Raw genomic sequence first — 21,508 nt, forward strand, 5'->3', positions numbered from 1 at the left:
ACGCCCGGTGTGAACGGAAGGCATCAGTTGTCGTAGGAATGTGGTCATAATAGAAGTTCTGAATTTGGAATGGGAACCAAGATATTAACTGATAAGGGATAACTTTTGCGACACCCTCGCACTGGGCAAGGGTTTACGGCGTTTTTCGCTAAATGACCAACATGTTCTGCTATAACAACCAGTGCCGCCGGCAAAATCGTCATAATAGCAAACCATTCAAAACGTGGTGTGTAGAAAGTAGGCAACGCAAACCACGGCGCTTCACGTACCGGTGTCAGATCAACTTCACCCATCAAGAATGCCAGCGCATAACCGACCAATACGCCAATCAGAATTGGAATGATAGCCAGAAATCCACGGAACATAACTGAACCAAGAATAGTGACAGCCAATGTGACCAAAGAGATTGTCAACGTTGTTGTATTAATGTCAGCACCTTCCGCCGGATGCAGACCTGCCATCTCAGCCGCAACACCCGCAAGCTCCAAACCGATAACGGCAACAATGGCACCCATTGCCGCAGGTGGAAACAGCACATTGATCCAACCCCGCCCTGCTACCTTCACAATCAGCGAAACCAAACAAAACAACACCCCGCAGACAATAAAGCCCCCCAGAGCCAATTCATATCCCAGTGGTAACAACAATAAAACCGGCGAAATAAAGGCGAAACTTGATCCCAAATACGCCGGAATTTTTCCCTTACAGATAATCAGATACAATAATGTGCCGATACCGTTAAATAGCAAAATCGTCGCCGGGTTGACTTTAAACAGAATCGGCACCAATACCGTTGCACCAAACATAGCAAAAAGATGTTGGAAACTCAGCGGAATGGTTTGTAAAAATGGAGGCCGTTCATCTACCCCAATAGTGCGACGGGTCATTTATTTATCCTCTTAATGCGTCACGAGCCAAAAAAAAGCCGACTCAAAAGTCGGCTATCTAACTTATTTATTTCGTACCAAATATTTTATCGCCGGCATCTCCCAGGCCGGGGACAATGTATCCCTGTTCATTGAGTCTCTCATCAACAGAAGCGGTATACAGTTCTACATCTGGGTGGGCTTTTTCTAGCGCTGCAATACCTTCAGGTGCTGCAACCAGAACCAAAACTTTAATTGACTGGCAACCTGCTTTTTTCAGTAAATCGATAGTTGCAATCATGGAGCCACCGGTTGCCAACATTGGGTCAACCACCAAAGCCATGCGTTCATCAATATTGGAAGCAAGTTTTTGAAAATAAGGGACAGGCTCTAACGTTTCTTCATTGCGGTAAACACCTACGACACTGATCCGAGCGCTCGGGACATTCTCTAATACCCCATCCATCATCCCCAGCCCTGCACGCAGAATAGGCACAACTGTTATTTTTTTACCTTTAATCTGTTCAACTGCTACCGGGCCACACCAGCCATCAATAGTGACTTTCTCCGTTTCTAAATCAGCAGTTGCTTCATAAGTCAAAAGGCTTCCAACTTCTGCGGCCAGTTCACGAAAGCGTTTGGTGCTGATATCATTCGCTCGCATCAGGCCGAGTTTATGTTTAACAAGGGGGTGTTTCACCTCAACGATCTTCATGGACTTCTCCTACTGTATGTCATGTCACCGGCAGACAAAAAAACCGCGGGATTATACCTTCTTTTACCCATAACACCACTATCAATCTATTGATTTTAATCAAGCACAAACCCTTTGTTACTTTTTTCTCTGATAATGAGATCCTCAACAAGGGTCTCGCAAACGTTTGCTTAGACTGATAGAATGACTAATGCTCTATCTTAATTTATCAAATACAACCGCCTTGGGGACTTCGCAGTGACCAACAAAACCTCTCTTAGCTATAAAGATGCCGGTGTAGATATTGACGCTGGTAATGCCTTGGTAGACCGTATTAAAGGTGTTGTAAAACAGACCCGTCGTCCAGAAGTCATGGGGGGTTTAGGGGGGTTTGGTGCTTTATGTGCATTACCACAAAAATACCGCGAACCCATTCTAGTTTCCGGTACCGACGGTGTTGGTACTAAATTGCGTCTGGCAATGGATCTCAAACGCCATGACACTATCGGCATTGATTTAGTTGCAATGTGCGTTAATGACCTGGTTGTCCAGGGCGCAGAACCTCTATTTTTCCTTGATTATTATGCAACTGGGAAACTGGATGTTGATACAGCATCCAGTGTTATCACCGGTATCGCAGAAGGTTGTAAATTATCAGGCTGCGCTCTGGTGGGCGGTGAAACCGCAGAGATGCCTGGGATGTATCATGGTGAAGATTATGATGTTGCTGGCTTCTGTGTTGGTGTCGTTGAAAAATCAGAAATCATTAACGGCAGCAAAGTTCAGGCGGGTGATACCCTGATCGCCTTGGCCGCCAGTGGCCCACACTCAAACGGTTATTCTCTGGTACGCAAAATTCTGTCAGTCAGCAATACAAATCCAGAAGTAACGGAGCTTGAAGGCAAACCGCTGGCAGATCACCTACTTGCCCCAACAAAAATTTATGTTAAATCCGTTTTATCCTTGATTGAAAAAGTTGACGTTCACGCTATTGCTCACCTAACGGGTGGCGGTTTCTGGGAAAATATTCCACGTGTCCTGCCTGAAAATACCCAGGCACAGATTAATGAATCCAGCTGGCAATGGCCGGCAATATTTGACTGGCTGCAACAGACCGGTAATGTCAGTCGTCATGAAATGTATCGTACATTCAACTGTGGTGTCGGAATGGTGATTGCATTACCACAAACAGCAGCAGAACATGCAGTTGAATTACTCAATGCGGCTGGTGAAAAAGCCTGGCAAATCGGCACCATTGCTACACTGAAAGAAGGTGAACAACAGGTTGTTATTAAATGAAAAACATCGTTGTATTAATCTCTGGCAACGGCAGCAATCTTCAGGCGGTGATTGATGCCTGTCAACTGAATAAAATCAGTGGGCGGATTTGTGCCGTATTCAGTAATAAAGCAGACGCTTACGGCTTGTTGCGAGCTAAACAAGCCAATATCCCAGCTCATGTTGTCAGCCCCAAAAACTATGCAGATCGTCAAGCTTATGATGAAGCATTGAAACACGCCATTGATCAGTATCAGCCAGATTTAGTCGTTCTCGCGGGTTATATGCGCATTTTGACACCTGAATTCGTTCAACACTATCTTGGTCGCCTACTGAATATCCATCCTTCCTTGTTGCCAAAATACCCCGGCCTGCATACTCACCATAAAGCGATAGAAAATGGTGATACCGAGCACGGGACTTCGGTCCATTTTGTGACAGAAGAGCTGGATGGCGGTCCAGTGATCCTGCAAGCCAAGGTTCCTGTTTTTGCAGATGACCAAGAAGAGGACGTTATTAAACGGGTTCAGACTCAGGAGCACAATATCTATCCATTAGTCATCAACTGGTTTGTCGAAGGACGCCTGAGTATGATCAATGGCAAAGCGTATCTGGATGGAAATTCTCTTCCCGCACAAGGTTACGCCGCAGAATAATCTATTTATTAACCGCTAATTACAGTGCTGTGGTAAGATACCCAGCACTGCGAACTATATTAACAATACCCTTTTATTAAAAACACCGAGGTGTCAAATGTCTGGTGGCTCTCATACTCCACCTGTTAGGTTACGTCCACTTGAACGGGAAGATTTGCCTTTCGTCCATCAATTAGATAACAACGCCAGCGTGATGCGTTACTGGTTCGAAGAACCTTATGAAGCTTTTGTTGAACTGTGCGATCTCTATGACAAACATATTCACGACCAAAGCGAACGCCGGTTTATTATCGAGAGTTCTGATTCTAAAGTTGGGTTGGTTGAGTTAGTCGAAATCGACTATATCCATCGTCGGTCAGAATTTCAGATAATTATCGCGCCAGCTTATCAGGGCCAAGGGCATGCGACTAAAGCGGCAAAATTAGCAATGGAATACGCATTTTCTGTGCTTAATCTATACAAACTCTACCTAATTGTTGATAAAGAAAATTCCAAGGCCATTTATATCTATAATAAGCTGGGTTTCTGTATTGAAGGCGAATTAATAGATGAATTCTTTATTAATGGCCGTTACCGCACAGCGATTCGCATGTGTATTTTCCAACATCAATATTTTGCATCTAAGGCAGGTGAAAAAGCCTAAACCAGCGGTTAGACGCAAGATTTTAGCAACTGGCAAGCTAGTAAATCTCAATACTTTTACCTGAACACCGGAGTAACGATGTCCCAAGACAGGCTCTATACCGAGAAAGAACTTAGTTGGTTATCATTCAACGAACGTGTGCTTCAGGAAGCGGCGGATAAGAGCAATCCATTAATTGAAAGGATGCGGTTCCTGGGTATTTACTCTAATAATCTGGATGAATTCTACAAAGTCCGGTTTGCTGATGTGAAACGACGAATCCTGATTAATGAAGAACGTGGATCAGCTACCAGCGCCCGGCACGTACTGAAAAAAATTCAAACCAAAGTGGCCAAAACCGATCAAGAATTCGATGTGCTCTATAACGAATTATTGCTGGAAATGGCCCGCAATCAAATCTTCCTGATCAATGAACGGCAGATTTCACCTAACCAGCAAATCTGGTTGAGGCAATATTTCCGTCAACATTTGCGACCACATATCACGCCCATCTTGATTAACCCGGAAACTAATCTGGTTGAATTCCTAAAAGATGATTACACCTATCTGGCGATCGAAATTATACATGGTCAAAATACTCAATATGCATTGCTGGAACTACCATCAGATAAAGTTCCCCGTTTTGTTAATTTGCCTCCCGAAATGCCAAGACGACGCAAGTCAATGATTTTATTAGACAATATCCTACGTTACTGTCTTGATGAAATTTTCAAAGGATTCTTCGATTATGATTCACTCAACGCCTATTCAATGAAAATGACTCGCGATTCTGAATATGATTTGGCAACAGAAATGGAGTCTAGCTTGCTTGAATTGATGTCATCCACATTGAAACAACGACTGACTGCGGAACCGGTAAGGTTCGTTTATCAGCGAGAAATGCCAGATGAAATGGTGGAATTACTGCGTAACAAACTTGGTCTATCGAATGATGACTCTGTAATCGCGGGTGGGCGCTATCACAATTTTAAAGATTTTATTAAATTTCCCAATGAGGGGAATAAAAACTTACTGAATAAACCACTGCCGAGATTACGTCACATCTGGTTTGATTATTTCCGCAATGGTTTTGATGCTATCCGTGAACAGGATGTTCTACTCTATTATCCCTATCATACCTTTGAACATGTATTAGAATTATTGCGCCAAGCTTCTTTCGATCCGAGTGTACTTTCCATCAAAATCAATATTTATCGGGTTGCAAAAGATTCTCGCATTATTGATTCAATGATTCATGCTGCTCATAACGGTAAAAAGGTCACTGTTGTTGTTGAATTACAAGCACGGTTTGATGAAGAGGCCAATATTCACTGGGCCAAACGGCTGACTGAAGCGGGAGTACATGTTATCTTCTCCGCACTAGGATTAAAAATTCACGCAAAACTATTTTTTATTTCCCGTATCGAAGGCGAAGAAATTATTCGTTATGCCCATATCGGTACCGGTAACTTTAATGAAAAAACAGCCCGTCTTTATACAGACTATTCCCTGCTGACAGCAAATCCGAAAATCACCAACGAAGTACGCCGAGTATTCAACTTTATTGAAAACCCCTATCGTCCGGTTAAATTTGAAAACCTGATGGTTTCACCACAGAATTCTCGTGCAATGCTCAACCAACTTATTTCACAAGAAATAGAAAATGCCAAAGCAGATAAACCTGCGGGTATCACATTAAAAATCAATAATCTTGTTGATAAAGAGCTGGTAGACCGTCTGTACGACGCTTCTGAAGCCGGTGTAAAAATACGCCTGCTGATACGCGGTATGTGTTCGCTAGTACCAAACCAGCTGGGATTTAGCGAAAACATTCAGATTACCAGCATTGTTGACCGTTTCCTTGAACATGATCGAGTTTACGTATTTACCAATAACGGAGATGAAAAAGTCTTTCTCTCCTCTGCCGACTGGATGACCCGTAATATCGACTACAGGATTGAAGTTGCTGTCTGCGTGCTCGATCCCCAATTGAAACAACGCGTATTGGATATTCTCGAATTGCAATTTAATGATACGGTGAAAGCCCGTTATGTCGATAAAGAATTGAGCAACAGTTATGTGCCACGAGGCAATAAACGGAAGATCCGCGCACAGATGGCTATTTATGACTATATAAAATCCCTCGAACAACCTGGACCAAGAGCTTAATTTATGCCGCTAACACACGATAAGTCCACGCCAAGACCAATGGAAATTGCAGCAATCGATTTAGGTTCAAACAGTTTCCATATGGTCATTGCACGAATTGTTAACGGTGCCTTGCAGATTCTTGGCCGCTTAAAACAGCGTGTCTACCTAGCTTACGGCCTTAACCATAAAAATGAATTAAGTGAAGAAGCAATAGAACGCGGCCTGGCTTGCCTTGCCCTGTTTGCTGAACGGTTACAAGGTTTTCCGGCTGACAACGTTTGTCTGGTAGGGACCCACAGCTTACGTGAAGCCAGTAACGCAAAAGAGTTTATCAAACGGGCAAAAGAAGTTATCCCCTACCCGATTGAAATTATTTCCGGCCATGAAGAAGCCCGTTTGATCTATATGGGAGTGGAGCATACTCAACCAGAACAAGATAGAAAACTGGTGATTGATATTGGTGGTGGTTCCACAGAATTAGTGATCGGTGAAAACTTTGACCCCTTATTGGTAGAAAGTCGCCGAATGGGATGTATTAATTTCGCTCACCAATTTTTTCCGGATGAAGAAATCAGTGCAGAAAGATTCCGCAGAGCACGGCTTGAAGCAGCTCAAAAACTGGAAAACCTCTCATGGCAGTACCGTATTACAGGCTGGAATTCGGCGCTTGGCGCATCCGGGACAATTAAAGCGGTTTATGAAGTACTGGTTGCAATGGGAGAAAAAGACGGATTAATCACACCAGAACGACTAGAGATGCTAGTCAAAGAAGTTCTTAAATTCAAAAAGCTTAAGACCCTCAGTCTGCCCGAATTATCTGATGATCGTAAACAAGTTTTTGTTCCCGGTCTGGCTATCTTATGTGGTGTATTCGATGCCCTACATATAAAAGAATTACAGTTATCAGATGGCGCTCTGCGCGAAGGTGTTTTATATGAAATGGAAGGTCGCTTTCGCCATCAAGATATTCGCCGGAGAACCGCAAAAAGCCTGGCTGAACACTATAATATCGACAGAGAACAGGCAAAGCGTGTACTTGATACGACAGAAGTGCTTTACAAACAGTGGGCAATCCAGAATTCAAAACTAGTGCAACCTCAACTTGAGGCTATCTTACATTGGGCGGCAATGTTACATGAAGTTGGGCTAAATATTAACTTAAGCGGATTACAGCGACATTCTGCCTACATTCTCCAACATACTAATTTGCCAGGTTTTAATCAGGAACAACAATTACTACTGGCGACACTGGTTCGCTATCATCGCAAAACAATAAAACTGGATGATTTACCAAAATTCAATTTATTCAAGAAAAAACAATATTTGCCATTAATTCAAATCCTGCGCCTGGCTACTTTACTTAACAATCAGCGCCAATCCACAACAATACCTAAATCACTCAGACTGGTAACTGATGATAATCATTGGACACTCTATCTACCTCACAATTATTTATCAGAAAATACCCTGATGCAGATTGATTTAGAAAAAGAGCAGGACTACTGGCATAATGTTACTGGTTGGCAACTGGAAATAGAAGAAGAATCAGCATAGCAGCCTAAATCTATGAAGAAAAAGAAACGATCTCAAATTACCAAACTAATTTTACTTATCAGTTTTTTAATTTTGTTCGGGTGCTTTATTTATTCGTCTATTGTGGCATTGGATCATCATCAGAAAAATAAACAGACCGCAAACCGCATGTTTATCTTCTGCTATTCATGGAGATTATGGTAAATTCATATCACCCATACCATCTTTCCCATGAATGTGATATGAAGTATAGCGGCGGCAAGTGAACGCAGCCAACAAAGCCGCAACTTCAAGGATGAAGGGTATAGTGCTCTCTAAATAATGGTTTACTCATTCCTTCATATACCGGAGGAATATACATCCCCGCTTTTTCAATACTGACTAACGCATTTTTCTTACACTGAGAGACCGTACAATTCCCCGCAACAATAGTGATATCTTCAATAAAAATTGAAGGCTCCCGTAACGCCATCAACAAGGCAACTGCATCATCGGAAGCAGTATCTGTATCAATAATTAAATGTCTCATAATATCCTCCTCTTTATAATGTCCCTTACATTAGGTTATAAGCTGCTCTAAAAAAAGTCACATGACCTTTTTCTACAATAAAGAAGCAAGATGCACAGAGATATATAGCAAATATGTGATCTATTTCACAATGCATCATCAATAAATAAAATGACAAAAAAACAACCTATTAACATAAACAATTAAAGTTGTTCATTAGATTTATCTCTTCCAAACTATACTTAGTTATTAGACAAAAAGGATATAGCTATTTCTATCCTTTCTACTTCACCGGTGTTTTATAATTGGCCTGAATCTTCATCAAAAAATAAATATATGTTCTAATAATTGCGAAAAAATTAAAGCGACCCAATCATCAGTTACACAATTTTTGGAGCCGCCTCGAAAAAAATGACAAAAAACACCTTAATTTACCTTAAAAAGCACTTCCTTGACATAATTTCCACATTTCCTCCATTTTTTAGTCTATCCTCACTGGCTAAACTAATAACATATGATTAAATCGATAATGCAGCCGTACATAAATCAAGTGATACCTTGAGTTTTGAGAGAATGTCGAATAAATGAATAAAAATAATAAACGCCGCCTTTTCCGTGCAATATTAGCCACCGTTACAGTTGCTATTGCTATATTTGTCTGGCATCAATTTAAAACATCTTCTACTCCTCAGAAGAAAAATGCGCAATCCAGTGTGTCTGCTCAATCTTCTGTCTCAAGACGTTCTCCTTTACCCCCAGTTCAAGCTGCCACGGCAAAAAAACAGGCAGTGCCCCGTTATCTGACCGGACTAGGCACTATTCAAGCTGCGAATACAGTCACCGTGACCAGCCGGGTAGAAGGTCAGCTTATGGCACTACACTTTCAAGAAGGTCAACAAATTAAACAAGGTGACTTACTGGCCGAAATTGATCCACGTCCTTTTCAGGTTCAATTAGCACAAGCTGAAGGCCAGCTTGCCAAAGATCAAGCCGTACTGGTTAATGCTCGTCAAGATCTGAATCGCTATCAGAAGCTGGCAAACACCAGACTAATTTCCCAACAAGAAATGGATAATCAACGTGCACTTGTCCATCAACATGAAGCCAGCCTGAAAGTTGATCAAGCGATCATTGATAATGCAAAACTTCAGCTCGCTTACAGCCGTATTACTGCACCAATTTCTGGTCGAGTAGGTCTGAAACAGATCGATGTGGGAAATTTTATCTCCAGTGGCAACAATTCCCCTATTGTGGTTATTACACAAACTGATCCAGTCGATGCGCTCTTTTCACTACCGGAAAACGATATCAACACGGTTTTACAAGCTCAAAAAAGGAATCATGACGTTGTTGTCCGCGCATGGGATCGCAGTAATCAACAACAACTTGCCGAAGGAAAACTGTTAAGTATCGATAATCAAATCGATACCGCTACCGGCACGATTAAGCTCAAAGCCCGTTTTTCTAATCAGGATGAAATTCTATTCCCTAATCAGTTCGTTAATATTCATATCAAAGTCGATACATTGGAAAACGTAGTTGTGATCCCAAATGCCGCGCTGCAAATGGGTCATGAAGGGAATTTTGTTTGGATACTGGATAAAGATAACAAAGTTAGCAAGCATTTGGTCACGGTCAAATTACAGGATGCCCAACGCGTTGTTATCAGCTCTGGCCTGACAGAAGGTGACAAAGTGGTTACTGATGGTATCGACCGCCTGACAGACGGCGATAAGGTAGATATCGTTACTCCGATGGTAAATAAAATTAAAATCCAACCACATAATAACAAGGCGGAGAACTCCTGATGCAGGTAAACGCCCAGATACCGAGGGGCGGGCCATCCCGCCAGTTTATCCTGCGTCCCGTCGCTACCACGTTGTTTATGGTGGCAATCCTACTGGCAGGAATTATCGGCTATCGCATGTTGCCCGTGTCCGCTTTACCGGAAGTGGACTATCCCACAATTCAAGTAGTCACACTCTACCCTGGCGCAAGCCCTGATGTGATGACCTCTGCGGTAACAGCGCCATTGGAACGCCAACTCGGACAGATGTCCGGCCTTAAACAAATGGCATCCCAAAGCTCCGGTGGTGCTTCAGTTATCACATTACAATTTCAACTGACATTGCCATTGGATGTAGCCGAACAAGAAGTACAGGCTGCCATTAACGCTGCCAGCAACTTATTACCCAATGACCTACCCTATCCACCTATTTACAACAAGGTTAACCCCGCTGATCCACCAATTTTAACGCTGGCAATAACCTCCGATGCCATGCCGATGACTCAGATTCAGGATATGGTGGAAACCCGCGTCGCACAAAAAATTTCACAGGTAAATGGTGTTGGATTGGTAACACTTGCCGGCGGGCAGCGCCCAGCAGTCAGAGTGAAACTGAATGCTCAAGCTGTCGCTGCTCAGGGATTAGATAGCGAAACTATCCGTACCGCCATCAACAGTGCCAATGTTAACTCAGCCAAAGGTAGTCTTGACGGACCAACCCGTTCTGTCACGCTTTCAGCCAATGATCAGATGAAATCCGTTGATGATTATCGCAAACTGATCGTTGCCTATAAAAATGGTGCACCCGTACGATTACGAGATGTAGCAACTATTGAGCAAGGGGCTGAAAATATCAAGCTAGGCGCATGGGCAAATGGTAAACCGGCAATTGTGATTAATGTTCAGCGCCAGCCGGGTGTCAACGTAATTGAAACTACAGATAACATTCGTCAGATGTTACCGGAGCTCATTAGCAGTTTGCCAAAATCTGTCGATATAAAAATTCTGACTGACCGCACGACAACTATTCGTGCTTCAGTAAAAGATGTTCAGTTTGAGCTGCTACTGTCAATTGTGCTAGTTGTTATGGTGATTTATCTGTTTTTACGTAACGGCATCGCAACACTTATTCCAAGTATCGCAGTTCCCCTTTCACTGGTCGGCACATTCGCAGTAATGTATTTCTGCGGCTTCTCCATTAATAACCTGACACTCATGGCCCTCACCATTGCCACCGGGTTTGTGGTGGATGACGCCATTGTGGTGATCGAGAATATCTCCCGCTATATAGAACAAGGCGAGAAACCGATGGCCGCAGCATTGAAAGGTGCCGGTGAAATCGGTTTCACCATTATCTCTCTAACTTTCTCTCTAATCGCCGTGTTGATCCCGTTATTTTTCATGGGCGACATCGTTGGCCGCCTTTTCCGTGAGTTTGCCATTACTCTAGCCATTGCAATTCTGATTTCTGCCATTGTCTCACTAACATTAACACCCATGATGTGCGCCAGAATGCTCAAATCGGAATCACAGGTAAAGCACAATCGCTTTGAACAGGCCAGTGAACACTTTTTCGAACGGATAATTACTGGTTATACAGTATGGCTGAAAAAAGCACTAAACCACCCGTGGATCACACTTGGTATCGCCCTAAGCACACTGGCACTAACCGCCATGCTCTATGTCATTATTCCAAAAGGTTTTTTCCCATTGCAAGATAACGGGCTGATTCAGGGAACATTAGAAGCACCGCCATCAGTATCTTTTGCGGCAATGGCAGATAAACAGAGACAGGTTTCGTCCTTATTGTTGCAAGATCCCGCAATAGAAAATGTCACTACATTTGTTGGCGTTGACGGTAGTAACCCAACGCTAAATAATGGGCGGCTACAAATTACGCTGAAACCACTCAACCAACGTAACGACAGAATCGCTGAAATTATTCCTCGTTTACAGGAAAAAATTGCGTCCATACCAGACGTAAAACTCTATCTGCAACCCATGCAAGATCTGACGATTGATACTCAGGTTACACGTAACCAATATCAATTCACATTGCAAGCAACTTCCCTAGATGAATTGAGTATATGGGTACCGAAGTTATTGACTGAACTGAAACAGAGATCAGAGCTGGTTGATATCAACAGTGACTGGCAAGCACAAGGGCTGATCGCCTATGTTAAAGTAGACAGAGACATTGCTAGTCGGTTAGGTATCTCAATGGCGGCTATCGATAACACCCTCTACAATGCATTTGGTCAGCGACTGATTTCAACAATTTATACTCAGGCCAATCAGTATCGAGTCGTACTAGAACATGATGTGAAATCGACCCCGGGACTGGCCGCATTTGATAACATCCGTCTCAACGGAATTGATGGTAATACCGTACCACTCAGCGCTATCGCTACTGTTGAACAAAGATTTGGCCCGTTAGCAATTAACCACCTGGCACAATTCCCCGCAGCAACATTTTCTTTCAACGTATCGGGAAATGCTTCTCTTGAGCAGTCAGTCAATGCTGTTCGCAATGCAGCGCAATTAATTGAAATGCCCAAAGATATAACCATTAAATTCCAGGGAACAACGCTGGCATTTGAAAGCGCACTCGGCAATACATTATGGCTGATCGCTGCCGCTGTTATCGCCATGTATATTGTGCTGGGAATACTGTACGAAAGTTTTATTCATCCGGTAACAATTCTCTCCACGCTGCCAACAGCGGGAGTGGGTGCACTGCTAGCACTGATGATGACAGGTCAAGAACTGGATGTTATTGCAATCATCGGCATTATCCTGCTGATAGGTATTGTGAAGAAAAACGCTATCATGATGATCGATTTTGCTCTGGCGGCAGAACGCGAACAGGGGTTATCCCCTTATGAAGCGATTTATCAGGCTTGTTTGTTGCGTTTCCGTCCAATTCTGATGACCACCATGGCCGCATTGTTTGGTGCTTTACCATTGATGCTCAGCGCCGGTGTAGGCGCCGAATTACGCCGACCATTGGGAATTTGTATGGTTGGCGGACTGATTATGAGCCAGATCCTGACGCTGTTTACAACTCCGGTCGTCTATTTACTGTTTGACAGACTGGCGCACTATCGTCGTAATCGCAAACCTAGCGAGCAGGATAATTCATCTATTAATAATCAGGAGCTACGGTGAAGTTTTTTGCTTTATTTATCCAGCGCCCTGTTGCCACAACGCTGCTCAGTTTAGCTATAACCCTATGCGGGTTATTAGGATTTACCCTGTTGCCGGTTTCCCCTTTGCCGCAAGTGGATTTCCCGGTAATCACCGTTTATGCCTCATTGCCAGGAGCATCACCGGAAACAATGGCATCATCTATTGCTACTCCGCTGGAACGGGCATTGGGACGAATTGCCGGTGTCAATGAGATGACGTCCAGTAGTTCACTTGGCAGTACAAATATTACGCTTGAATTTGATTTGAGCCGCGATATTAATAGCGCCGCCCGGGATGTACAAGCAGCCTTGAATGCCGCTCAAAATATGTTACCTTCCGGTATGCACAGTAGACCACGTTACCACAAAGCCAATCCGTCCGATGCCCCCATTATGATCCTAACACTGACTTCTGATACCTATAATCAGGGGCAACTTTACGATTTAGCGTCTACTCAACTCGCCCAGAAAATTGCACAAGTCGAAGGAGTCAGTGAAGTTTCTGTTGGAGGAAGTTCTCTACCCGCAGTGAGAATTGAATTGAATCCTAACGCTCTGTTTAATCAAGGGGTTTCTCTAGATACCATACGTAAAGCTATCAGCAACGCAAATGTTCGCCTCCCACAAGGATATGTGGATTCAGATCAGCAACGCTGGCAGATCCAAACCAACGATGAGCTGAAAACCGCTGAAAGTTATCGACCGATAATCGTTCACTACAAAAACGGCTCACCAGTGCGGCTACAAGATGTAGCGAATATAAAAGACTCGGTTCAGAATGTCAGAGCAGCCGGTATGTCTGGCGGTGAACCGGCTATTTTGCTTATCATTCGCCGTGAAGCTGGCGCAAATATTATCGCCACGGTAAACCGTATCCGTGAACAATTACCTGCATTACGTGAATCCATCCCCGCCTCTATTCAACTTAAAGTTGCTCAGGATCGCACACCAACTATTCGTGCTTCATTAGCAGAGGTGGAGCGTGCGTTGGTAATTGCTATCGGACTGGTGATTCTGGTGGTATTCCTGTTCCTACGTTCTGGCCGGGCAACATTGATCCCAGCGATTGCCGTACCTGTTTCACTCATTGGAACTTTTACCGCCATGTATTTGTGCGGTTTTAGTCTTAACAACCTTTCCCTGATGGCACTGACGATTGCAACAGGATTCGTCGTAGATGATGCTATTGTGGTATTGGAAAATATTTCCCGCCACCTTGAAGCTGGCATTAAACCTATGCAAGCGGCGCTGCGAGGTGTTCAAGAAGTGGGCTTTACCGTCCTTTCCATGAGTATTTCGCTGGTCGCAGTCTTTATCCCTCTTCTGCTAATGGATGGGTTGGTTGGTCGGCTATTCCGTGAATTTGCTATTACGCTAACGACAGCAATCGGTATCTCGTTGTTGGTCTCTTTAACATTGACCCCAATGATGTGTGCTCATTTGCTGAAACCCCAACGCACCAAAGCACAGGAAAAAATTCGCGGGTTTGGCAAAGTTCTGCTGAAAATTCAGCAAGGTTATGGCCGCTCCCTAATATGGGTTCTTAATCATAGCCGCTGGGTGCTGTTAATTCTGGCTGGCACTATTGCCCTAAACGTCTGGCTCTATATCAATATTCCAAAAACTTTTTTCCCAGAACAAGATACTGGCCGGTTGTTAGGATTCGTCCGGGCAGATCAAAGTATCTCTTTCCAGTCTATGCGTGAAAAAATGAAAAATTTTATGCAGATAATTAATGCCGATCCTGCGGTAGATAGCGTTACCGGTTTTACCGGCGGCTGGCAGGTAAACAGCGGTTTTATGTTTATCTCTTTGAAGCCGCTAAAAGAGCGCTCAGACAACGCTGAACAAGTTATTTCACGCCTGAGAACCAAACTTGCTAATGAGCCGGGGGCAAACCTGTTTTTAATTCCAGTACAAGACATCAGAGCGGGTGGTCGCCAAAGTAATGCAAGCTACCAGTTTACATTACTGGCAGATGACCTCAATGATCTACGCAAATGGGAACCCGTTATCCGTAAGGCATTAGGGCAATTGCCTCAACTGGCCGATGTGAATTCAGATAAAGAAGATAAGGGAGCTGAAATGGCAATAACTTATGACCGCGATACCATGTCACGGCTGGGAATTAATGTCAGTGAAGCAAATAGTTTACTGAATAACGCGTTTGGCCAGCGACAAATATCTACTATTTATCAGCCACTTAATCAGTATAAAGTTGTAATGGAAGTTGCACCGGAATATACACAAGATGTCAGCGCATTGGAAAAAATGTTTATGATTAACAATAAAGGAGAGGCAATTCCACTTTCCTATTTTGCTCACTGGCAGCCCGCTAATGCGCCGCTAAGTGTGAATCATCAGGGGCTTTCTGCTGCCTCTACCATTTCCTTTAACGTACCAAAAGGTTATACCCTCTCCGATGCTATCAATGCTATTGAAAGGACCATCACTGAACTTGGTGTGCCTCCAACTGTTCGCAGCACTTTTGCAGGCACGGCTCAAATTTTTCAAGAAGCAGTGAAATCACAGTTATTCCTGATTCTGGCTGCAATTATCACCGTTTATCTGGTGTTAGGAATATTGTATGAAAGTTATATCCACCCACTGACCATTCTCTCTACTTTGCCTTCTGCCGGTATTGGTGCTTTGTTGGCATTGGAACTATTTAACACTCCATTCAGCCTGATAGCCTTAATAGGCATCATGTTGTTGATTGGTATCGTGAAAAAAAATGCCATTATTATGGTGGATTTTGCCATTGAAGCCCAACGTAAAGGCAATATCTGTGCCCGTGATGCGATATTCCAGGCTAGCCTGTTACGTTTCCGCCCAATTCTGATGACTACACTTGCCGCCTTGTTTGGTACCCTGCCATTGGTTTTGAGTAATGGTGATGGCGCGGAGTTGCGCCAACCATTAGGAATTACCATTGTTGGTGGTCTGGTCATGAGCCAACTTTTAACATTATATACCACACCGGTGGTCTATCTCTGTTTTGATCGATTAAGAGAGAAATGGCAACAACGACGCACCACCAAACAAATTGCGGGGCAATCATGAAACTCGGTATCAGTGGCAAACTATTTATGGCTATCTTTGCCACTTGTATGCTGGTACTTATTACCATGCACTGGGGTATCAGAAGCAGTTTTCAGCATGGTTTTATTGGTTATATAAAACAAAACATCCAGTTACGCACTTCTATGCTAGCTGAAGCACTAGCTGAACAATATCAACAATATGGTAGCTGGAAATTCTTAAAGAAGAATAATCGGATCATTTTTCAAATCATCCGTTCTATTGAACAAACCAGTGAAAGCCGCCAGGGTCCACCGCCCCGCGGCTGGCGAACTCAGTTTTGGGTCGTGGATAGTGATATGAAACTACTGGTCGGTCACGAAGGTGAAATTCCATCCGATACCTATCGCGAACCAATTAACTATAATAATCAGATAGTCGGTTGGGTCATTGTCAGTACATCTGACAAAATCACCCGCCAGGCTGATATCAGTTTTGATCACCAGCAACAACTGACAAGTTGGATAATTGCGGGCTTATCTACCTTACTGGCAATCATAGCGACATTCTTGTTGTCCCGCGGCATGCTAAAACCCGTTAAACGCTTGGTTGAAGGGACGTATAAACTAGCAGCAGGCGATTTTAGTGTCCGAGTTACACCATCAAGTAGAGATGAAATCGGTCAGCTTGCCCACAATTTTAACCAACTTGCCAGTACGCTGGAAAAAAATGAACAAATGCGCCGTGATTATATGGCAGATATTTCCCATGAACTTCGCACACCTCTTTCTATATTGCGAGGTGAATTAGAAGCTTTACAGGACGGTGTTCGTAAAGCAACACCTGAAACACTCAATTCGTTATTAGCAGAGATCACCACATTGACCAAACTAGTTAACGATTTGCATCAACTATCTCTATCAGATCGCGGAGCACTGGCATATCGGAAAGAATTTATCAATATCAGTGGGTTACTTCAAGCTGCTATAGCATCTTACCGAGGCCGTTTCATTGATAAGCAAATTCAGATGGATGTTAAGCTGCCTGAAATTGTCATGATGTTTGCTGACCCAGGCAGATTAACTCAACTATTTCATAATTTACTGGAAAACAGCCTTCGCTATACCGCTAACAATGGAAAACTGATTATTGAAGGTAACTCTGATGATAACCACTTTATACTGAGCTGGCAGGACAGCGAGCCAGGGCTGTTACCAGAACAATGTCAGCGAGTCTTTGAACGATTCTACCGCAGTGAATCTTCTCGAAACCGTGCCAGTGGTGGGTCAGGGCTTGGGTTGGCTATTGGCTATAACATCGTTGAAGCGCATAATGGTACGATACGTGCTGAACCCTCACCTTTAGGTGGCTTGAGAATTAGCGTAGAATTACCGCTAATTAAATCCCCTGACTGCGAAATGCCATGAATGCAGAATTTGAACATTATACTGTTTTAATTGTTGAAGATGAGCCAAAACTCGGTCAATTACTGGTTGATTATCTAAACGCGGCTGATTACAAGACTCAGTGGCTACTGCGTGGTAATGAAGTCGTTCCTCACGTACAGCAACACAATCCAGATATTATTTTGCTGGATCTGATGCTTCCAGGTTGTGATGGTTTATCTGTCTGTCGTGAAATCCGCCGTTTTTCTGATGTACCTATTATTATGGTCACCGCTAAAACCGAAGAAATTGACCGATTACTGGGGCTGGAAATCGGGGCAGATGATTATATCTGTAAACCTTATAGCCCACGTGAAATTGTTGCACGAGTGAAAACTATTCTCCGACGCTGTTACCGACCACAGGATATTGTCAAACAAAGTGACCTACAAATTGATGAAGCCTGCTTTCAGGCAAGTTACCGCGACAAAATACTGGATCTAACTCCCGTTGAATTCCGGTTACTAAAAACAATGGCAATCCATCCTAGACGGGTGTTTTCCCGCGATCAATTACTGAATAATTTGTATGACGATCACCGCATCGTTACGGACCGCACTATTGATAGCCATATTAAAAACTTACGCCGTAAATTGGAACAATTAGACAGCAGTAAAACATTCATCCGTTCCATTTATGGGCTTGGTTACCGCTGGGAGGCCGATATATGCCGTTTGTTATAACTGTCACATTTTAATTGAATTAAGTTTCTCTCAACCTCTCACCGGTCAGAAATTCAGCTATATTAAAAATACTCATCTTTAATTGGAGGAATTATCTATGGCTATAGGTCACTATGATCTCAAAAGGACAAAAAACAAGCAGTATTATTTCAACTTAAAAACATCGAACGGTGAAGTTATCCTCACCAGTGAAATGTACACTACAAAGGCAGCAGCGAATAAAGGGATTCGTTCTATTCAGGCGAATTCCCCTGAAGAAAAGAACTTCGAAATCAGGGAAAACAAAGCTGGTAAGTCTTATTTCGTGCTGAAAGCGAGAAACTATCAAGTTATCGGATTCAGCGAGTTGTACGATGATGAAACTGCTGCCAAAAAAGGCATTCAGTCGGCGGTTAAAAACGGCTCCAGTGTGAATGTTCGTGATCTAACAAAGTCAGAGTAATATTTTTTTATAATAAACTGCACCTTATCAGTTGAAATTACTATTCAACTGATAAGGTGCATCTTCATCTTTTAATTGCTTTAATTGCCAGGAATGTCAGCATAAAATGATCGACGACAAAGCGAGGATTGGGTTGCTGATCTTCATAAAAACCTTCGATAGAAAATCCAGCGTTAATCTGACCTCCAATGAAATCTGACATTTATTTGTACTCATTGATATAGTTTCGATTGGTGACATAGTACACAATATTTTTTATTTTAAAACTTCAGTATAAAAATCCATCTCAATCTATTTACCTAATAAATTTGTATCCCCAACAGATTAAGCGTTAGAATCCGTGGTCTTATCCTCACTTTTTGTAGTGAAAACTGACCTGAATTCAGACCGAGAATTTTTTAAACATGTTTATTCCAGAATTACTTTCCCCTGCCGGCTCATTGAAAAATATGCGTTATGCCTTTGCCTATGGCGCAGATGCCGTATATGCCGGCCAACCACGTTATAGCCTGCGTGTTCGTAATAATGAATTTAATCACGAAAATCTGGCACAGGGCATTAAGGAAGCGCATGAGCTTGGCAAACGCTTTTACGTTGTAGTCAATATTGCTCCGCACAATGCCAAACTGAAAACCTTTATCCGTGATCTGAAACCCGTCGTAGAAATGGGACCTGATGCTTTGATTATGTCCGATCCCGGACTCATTATGATGGTTCGTGAAGCTTTCCCAGAAATAGAAATCCACCTTTCCGTTCAAGCTAATGCGGTCAATTGGGCAACAGTAAAATTCTGGCAACAAATGGGACTAACCAGAGTCATTCTTTCCCGTGAACTTTCTCTGGATGAAATTAACGAGATTCGCCAACATGTTCCTGATATGGAGCTGGAAGTGTTCGTACATGGTGCACTGTGCATGGCCTATTCCGGTCGCTGCCTGCTATCCGGTTATATTAATAAGCGTGATCCAAATCAGGGAACATGTACTAATGCCTGCCGCTGGGAATACAACATTCAAGAAGGCAAAGAAGACGATATCGGTAATATTGTGCATATACATGAGCCTATACCGGCAAAAAATATCGAGCCAACATTGGGAAAAGGTGCACCAACAGATAAAGTATTTACGTTCGAAGAGATGAAGCGTCCAGGCGAATATATGTCTGCTTTTGAGGATGAACATGGTACTTACATCATGAATTCTAAGGATTTACGCGCAATTGAACACGTTGAACGATTAACTAAAATGGGCGTTCACTCGCTAAAAATCGAAGGACGCACAAAATCTTTCTATTACTGCGCCCGCACAGCACAAGTTTACCGCAGAGCTATTGATGATGCTGTTGCAGGAAAACCTTTTGATCCAATCTTGCTAACCACCCTGGAAGGGCTTGCTCACCGCGGATATACCGAAGGATTCTTACGCCGTCATACCCATGATGCCTATCAAACTTATGAATACGGCTATTCGATATCCGATACACAGCAATTTGTCGGTGAATTTACCGGTGAGCGAGTCAACGGATTAGCTGAGGTTGCAGTCAAAAATAAATTCATGGTCGGAGATCGCCTCGAATTAATGACGCCATCAGGCAATATCCAGTTCACACTGGAAGCAATGCAGGGTAAAAAAGGTCAGTCAATGGAAGTTGCCCCTGGTGATGGGTATATTGTCTATTTACCAATTCCTAAACAAATTGATATTAATTACGCCTTATTAATCCGTAATCTAAATGGTATTAATTCTCAATCTCTTCACATGAGCCGAGATTCAGACAAATAATCATCAATATACCCTCCTTATGATGGTATATTTCTTTTTTTAGAAACAGATCACATCAATACTATTTTATTTACCGTAGTATTGTTGACGAAAAATAAAAAACTAAAAAAGTATTACAGTAAGACTAGGAACCACCTCCTTGGCCGGCTCAATCTCCCTTGAGCTGGCCTTTTCTTTTTCCCCCGGAATAATAAAATCAACAAGTTGCAGAGTTCATTTACATGATTAATTAAATAGATTAGTTTAACTATTAAATTAATAAATCTTTGTATTAATATGTTTCTTATACCTTATACATTAATAAGAAAATATTTATAGTTACTGAAATATAACACCATCTAAAGAAATGTAATTAAAATTTTTCACTATTCAATAATTCAGAAAATCCATCATATTTAGGCTAAATATTATGCGATTTGATAAAATTGATCGGGTGAAAATTACGAAATAGGATAATTACAATTTACTTATTGTTAAAACTATTAGTTCAACATTTACCTGACCATTCTGGGTATCAACTCCCTCGTCATGGTTCTGATTTACAGACAACGAGAGTCCATGAATTAGCTAGCTGACTATCATTACCCTATCCCGATTAGTTTGACACAGAATTTTTACTGTCTTATATATCCATAATTTGAACAGGGAAAAATGGTTATAATCAATTAATAAAACACCAATGAGTAGTACCGCAGGACATGATTTTATGGAATGCTATTTGCAAAATAGCCAACAAGGAAGCAATGTGACAAGGAAATTATTTTTGGCAAAAAAATAAAATCTAATATCAACATTTGCAATAAAAAAATGGCGAGAAATTTTCTATCTGTGACAAAATCAAACTACATTTATGC

15 protein-coding genes and 1 pseudogene are annotated in these 21,508 nt (G+C 42.5%); 12 read left to right on the plus strand and 4 right to left on the minus strand.

Annotated features, from left to right (window positions below):
• Window positions 1-137: 137 nt before the first annotated feature.
• Window positions 138-887: pseudogene (locus EAE89_RS06045) on the minus strand (solute carrier family 23 protein); the annotation flags it as partial.
• Window positions 888-954: 67 nt separating this feature from the next.
• On the minus strand, window positions 955-1,581 hold the full coding sequence (gene upp, locus EAE89_RS06050) for a uracil phosphoribosyltransferase (RefSeq protein ID WP_054478308.1): 627 nt from the start codon (window positions 1,579-1,581) through the stop codon (window positions 955-957).
• A gap of 237 nt (window positions 1,582-1,818) precedes the next feature.
• Between upp and purM the strand changes: the two genes are divergently transcribed.
• The 5 genes from purM (at window position 1,819) to ppx (ending at window position 7,821) form a co-directional block, all read left to right on the plus strand.
• Complete coding sequence (purM, locus tag EAE89_RS06055; RefSeq protein ID WP_054478306.1) at window positions 1,819-2,859, plus strand: phosphoribosylformylglycinamidine cyclo-ligase; 1,041 nt, start codon at window positions 1,819-1,821, stop codon at window positions 2,857-2,859.
• A complete protein-coding gene (gene purN / locus EAE89_RS06060; protein WP_054478304.1) occupies window positions 2,856-3,494 on the plus strand; it encodes a phosphoribosylglycinamide formyltransferase in 639 nt (212 codons plus the stop codon). The genes purM and purN overlap by 4 nt, the downstream gene beginning before the upstream one ends.
• A gap of 97 nt (window positions 3,495-3,591) precedes the next feature.
• Window positions 3,592-4,137 (plus strand): spermidine N1-acetyltransferase, encoded by a 546-nt coding sequence (gene speG / locus EAE89_RS06065; protein ID WP_054478302.1) that lies wholly within the window; start codon window positions 3,592-3,594, stop codon window positions 4,135-4,137.
• A 78-nt stretch (window positions 4,138-4,215) separates the two neighbouring features.
• Entirely contained in the window at window positions 4,216-6,285 is a 2,070-nt protein-coding gene (gene ppk1, locus EAE89_RS06070) for a polyphosphate kinase 1 (protein WP_054478300.1), read from the plus strand.
• A gap of 3 nt (window positions 6,286-6,288) precedes the next feature.
• A complete protein-coding gene (gene ppx / locus EAE89_RS06075; RefSeq protein WP_054478298.1) occupies window positions 6,289-7,821 on the plus strand; it encodes an exopolyphosphatase in 1,533 nt (510 codons plus the stop codon).
• A 268-nt stretch (window positions 7,822-8,089) separates the two neighbouring features.
• On the opposite strand, the gene EAE89_RS06080 is transcribed toward ppx, so the two are convergent.
• Entirely contained in the window at window positions 8,090-8,329 is a 240-nt protein-coding gene (locus EAE89_RS06080; RefSeq protein ID WP_244866226.1) for a nucleoside hydrolase, read from the minus strand.
• 563 nt (window positions 8,330-8,892) lie between these two features.
• Here EAE89_RS06080 and EAE89_RS06085 point away from each other — a divergent pair.
• The 6 genes from EAE89_RS06085 to EAE89_RS06110 all read left to right on the plus strand — a co-directional run bounded on the left by EAE89_RS06085 (window position 8,893) and on the right by EAE89_RS06110 (window position 18,873).
• The gene (locus EAE89_RS06085) at window positions 8,893-10,116 is read left to right on the plus strand and encodes an MdtA/MuxA family multidrug efflux RND transporter periplasmic adaptor subunit (RefSeq protein ID WP_054478293.1); all 1,224 of its coding nucleotides are present in this window, start codon (window positions 8,893-8,895) and stop codon (window positions 10,114-10,116) included.
• The gene (locus EAE89_RS06090; protein ID WP_054478291.1) at window positions 10,116-13,262 is read left to right on the plus strand and encodes an MdtB/MuxB family multidrug efflux RND transporter permease subunit; all 3,147 of its coding nucleotides are present in this window, start codon (window positions 10,116-10,118) and stop codon (window positions 13,260-13,262) included. Before EAE89_RS06085 ends, EAE89_RS06090 begins: the two co-directional genes overlap by 1 nt.
• Window positions 13,259-16,345, plus strand: a complete 3,087-nt coding sequence (gene mdtC / locus EAE89_RS06095; RefSeq protein WP_054478289.1) for a multidrug efflux RND transporter permease subunit MdtC — start codon at window positions 13,259-13,261, stop codon at window positions 16,343-16,345. The genes EAE89_RS06090 and mdtC overlap by 4 nt, the downstream gene beginning before the upstream one ends.
• Window positions 16,342-17,730, plus strand: a complete 1,389-nt coding sequence (gene baeS / locus EAE89_RS06100; RefSeq protein ID WP_054478288.1) for an envelope stress sensor histidine kinase BaeS — start codon at window positions 16,342-16,344, stop codon at window positions 17,728-17,730. Before mdtC ends, baeS begins: the two co-directional genes overlap by 4 nt.
• Entirely contained in the window at window positions 17,727-18,431 is a 705-nt protein-coding gene (gene baeR, locus EAE89_RS06105) for an envelope stress response regulator BaeR (protein WP_054478286.1), read from the plus strand. Before baeS ends, baeR begins: the two co-directional genes overlap by 4 nt.
• Before the next feature lie 97 nt (window positions 18,432-18,528).
• Window positions 18,529-18,873: a YegP family protein gene (locus EAE89_RS06110; RefSeq protein WP_054478284.1), complete on the plus strand. Its 345-nt coding sequence runs from the start codon at window positions 18,529-18,531 to the stop codon at window positions 18,871-18,873.
• 64 nt (window positions 18,874-18,937) lie between these two features.
• Here EAE89_RS06110 and EAE89_RS06115 read toward each other — a convergent pair whose 3' ends face one another.
• Complete coding sequence (locus EAE89_RS06115) at window positions 18,938-19,075, minus strand: hypothetical protein (RefSeq protein WP_338049377.1); 138 nt, start codon at window positions 19,073-19,075, stop codon at window positions 18,938-18,940.
• A gap of 202 nt (window positions 19,076-19,277) precedes the next feature.
• Between EAE89_RS06115 and trhP the strand changes: the two genes are divergently transcribed.
• The gene (trhP, locus tag EAE89_RS06120; protein WP_214085550.1) at window positions 19,278-20,654 is read left to right on the plus strand and encodes a prephenate-dependent tRNA uridine(34) hydroxylase TrhP; all 1,377 of its coding nucleotides are present in this window, start codon (window positions 19,278-19,280) and stop codon (window positions 20,652-20,654) included.
• The last annotated feature ends 854 nt before the right edge of the window (window positions 20,655-21,508 follow it).

The sequence above is a fragment of the Photorhabdus heterorhabditis genome, assembly GCF_018448905.1.
Classification (GTDB): domain Bacteria; phylum Pseudomonadota; class Gammaproteobacteria; order Enterobacterales; family Enterobacteriaceae; genus Photorhabdus; species Photorhabdus heterorhabditis.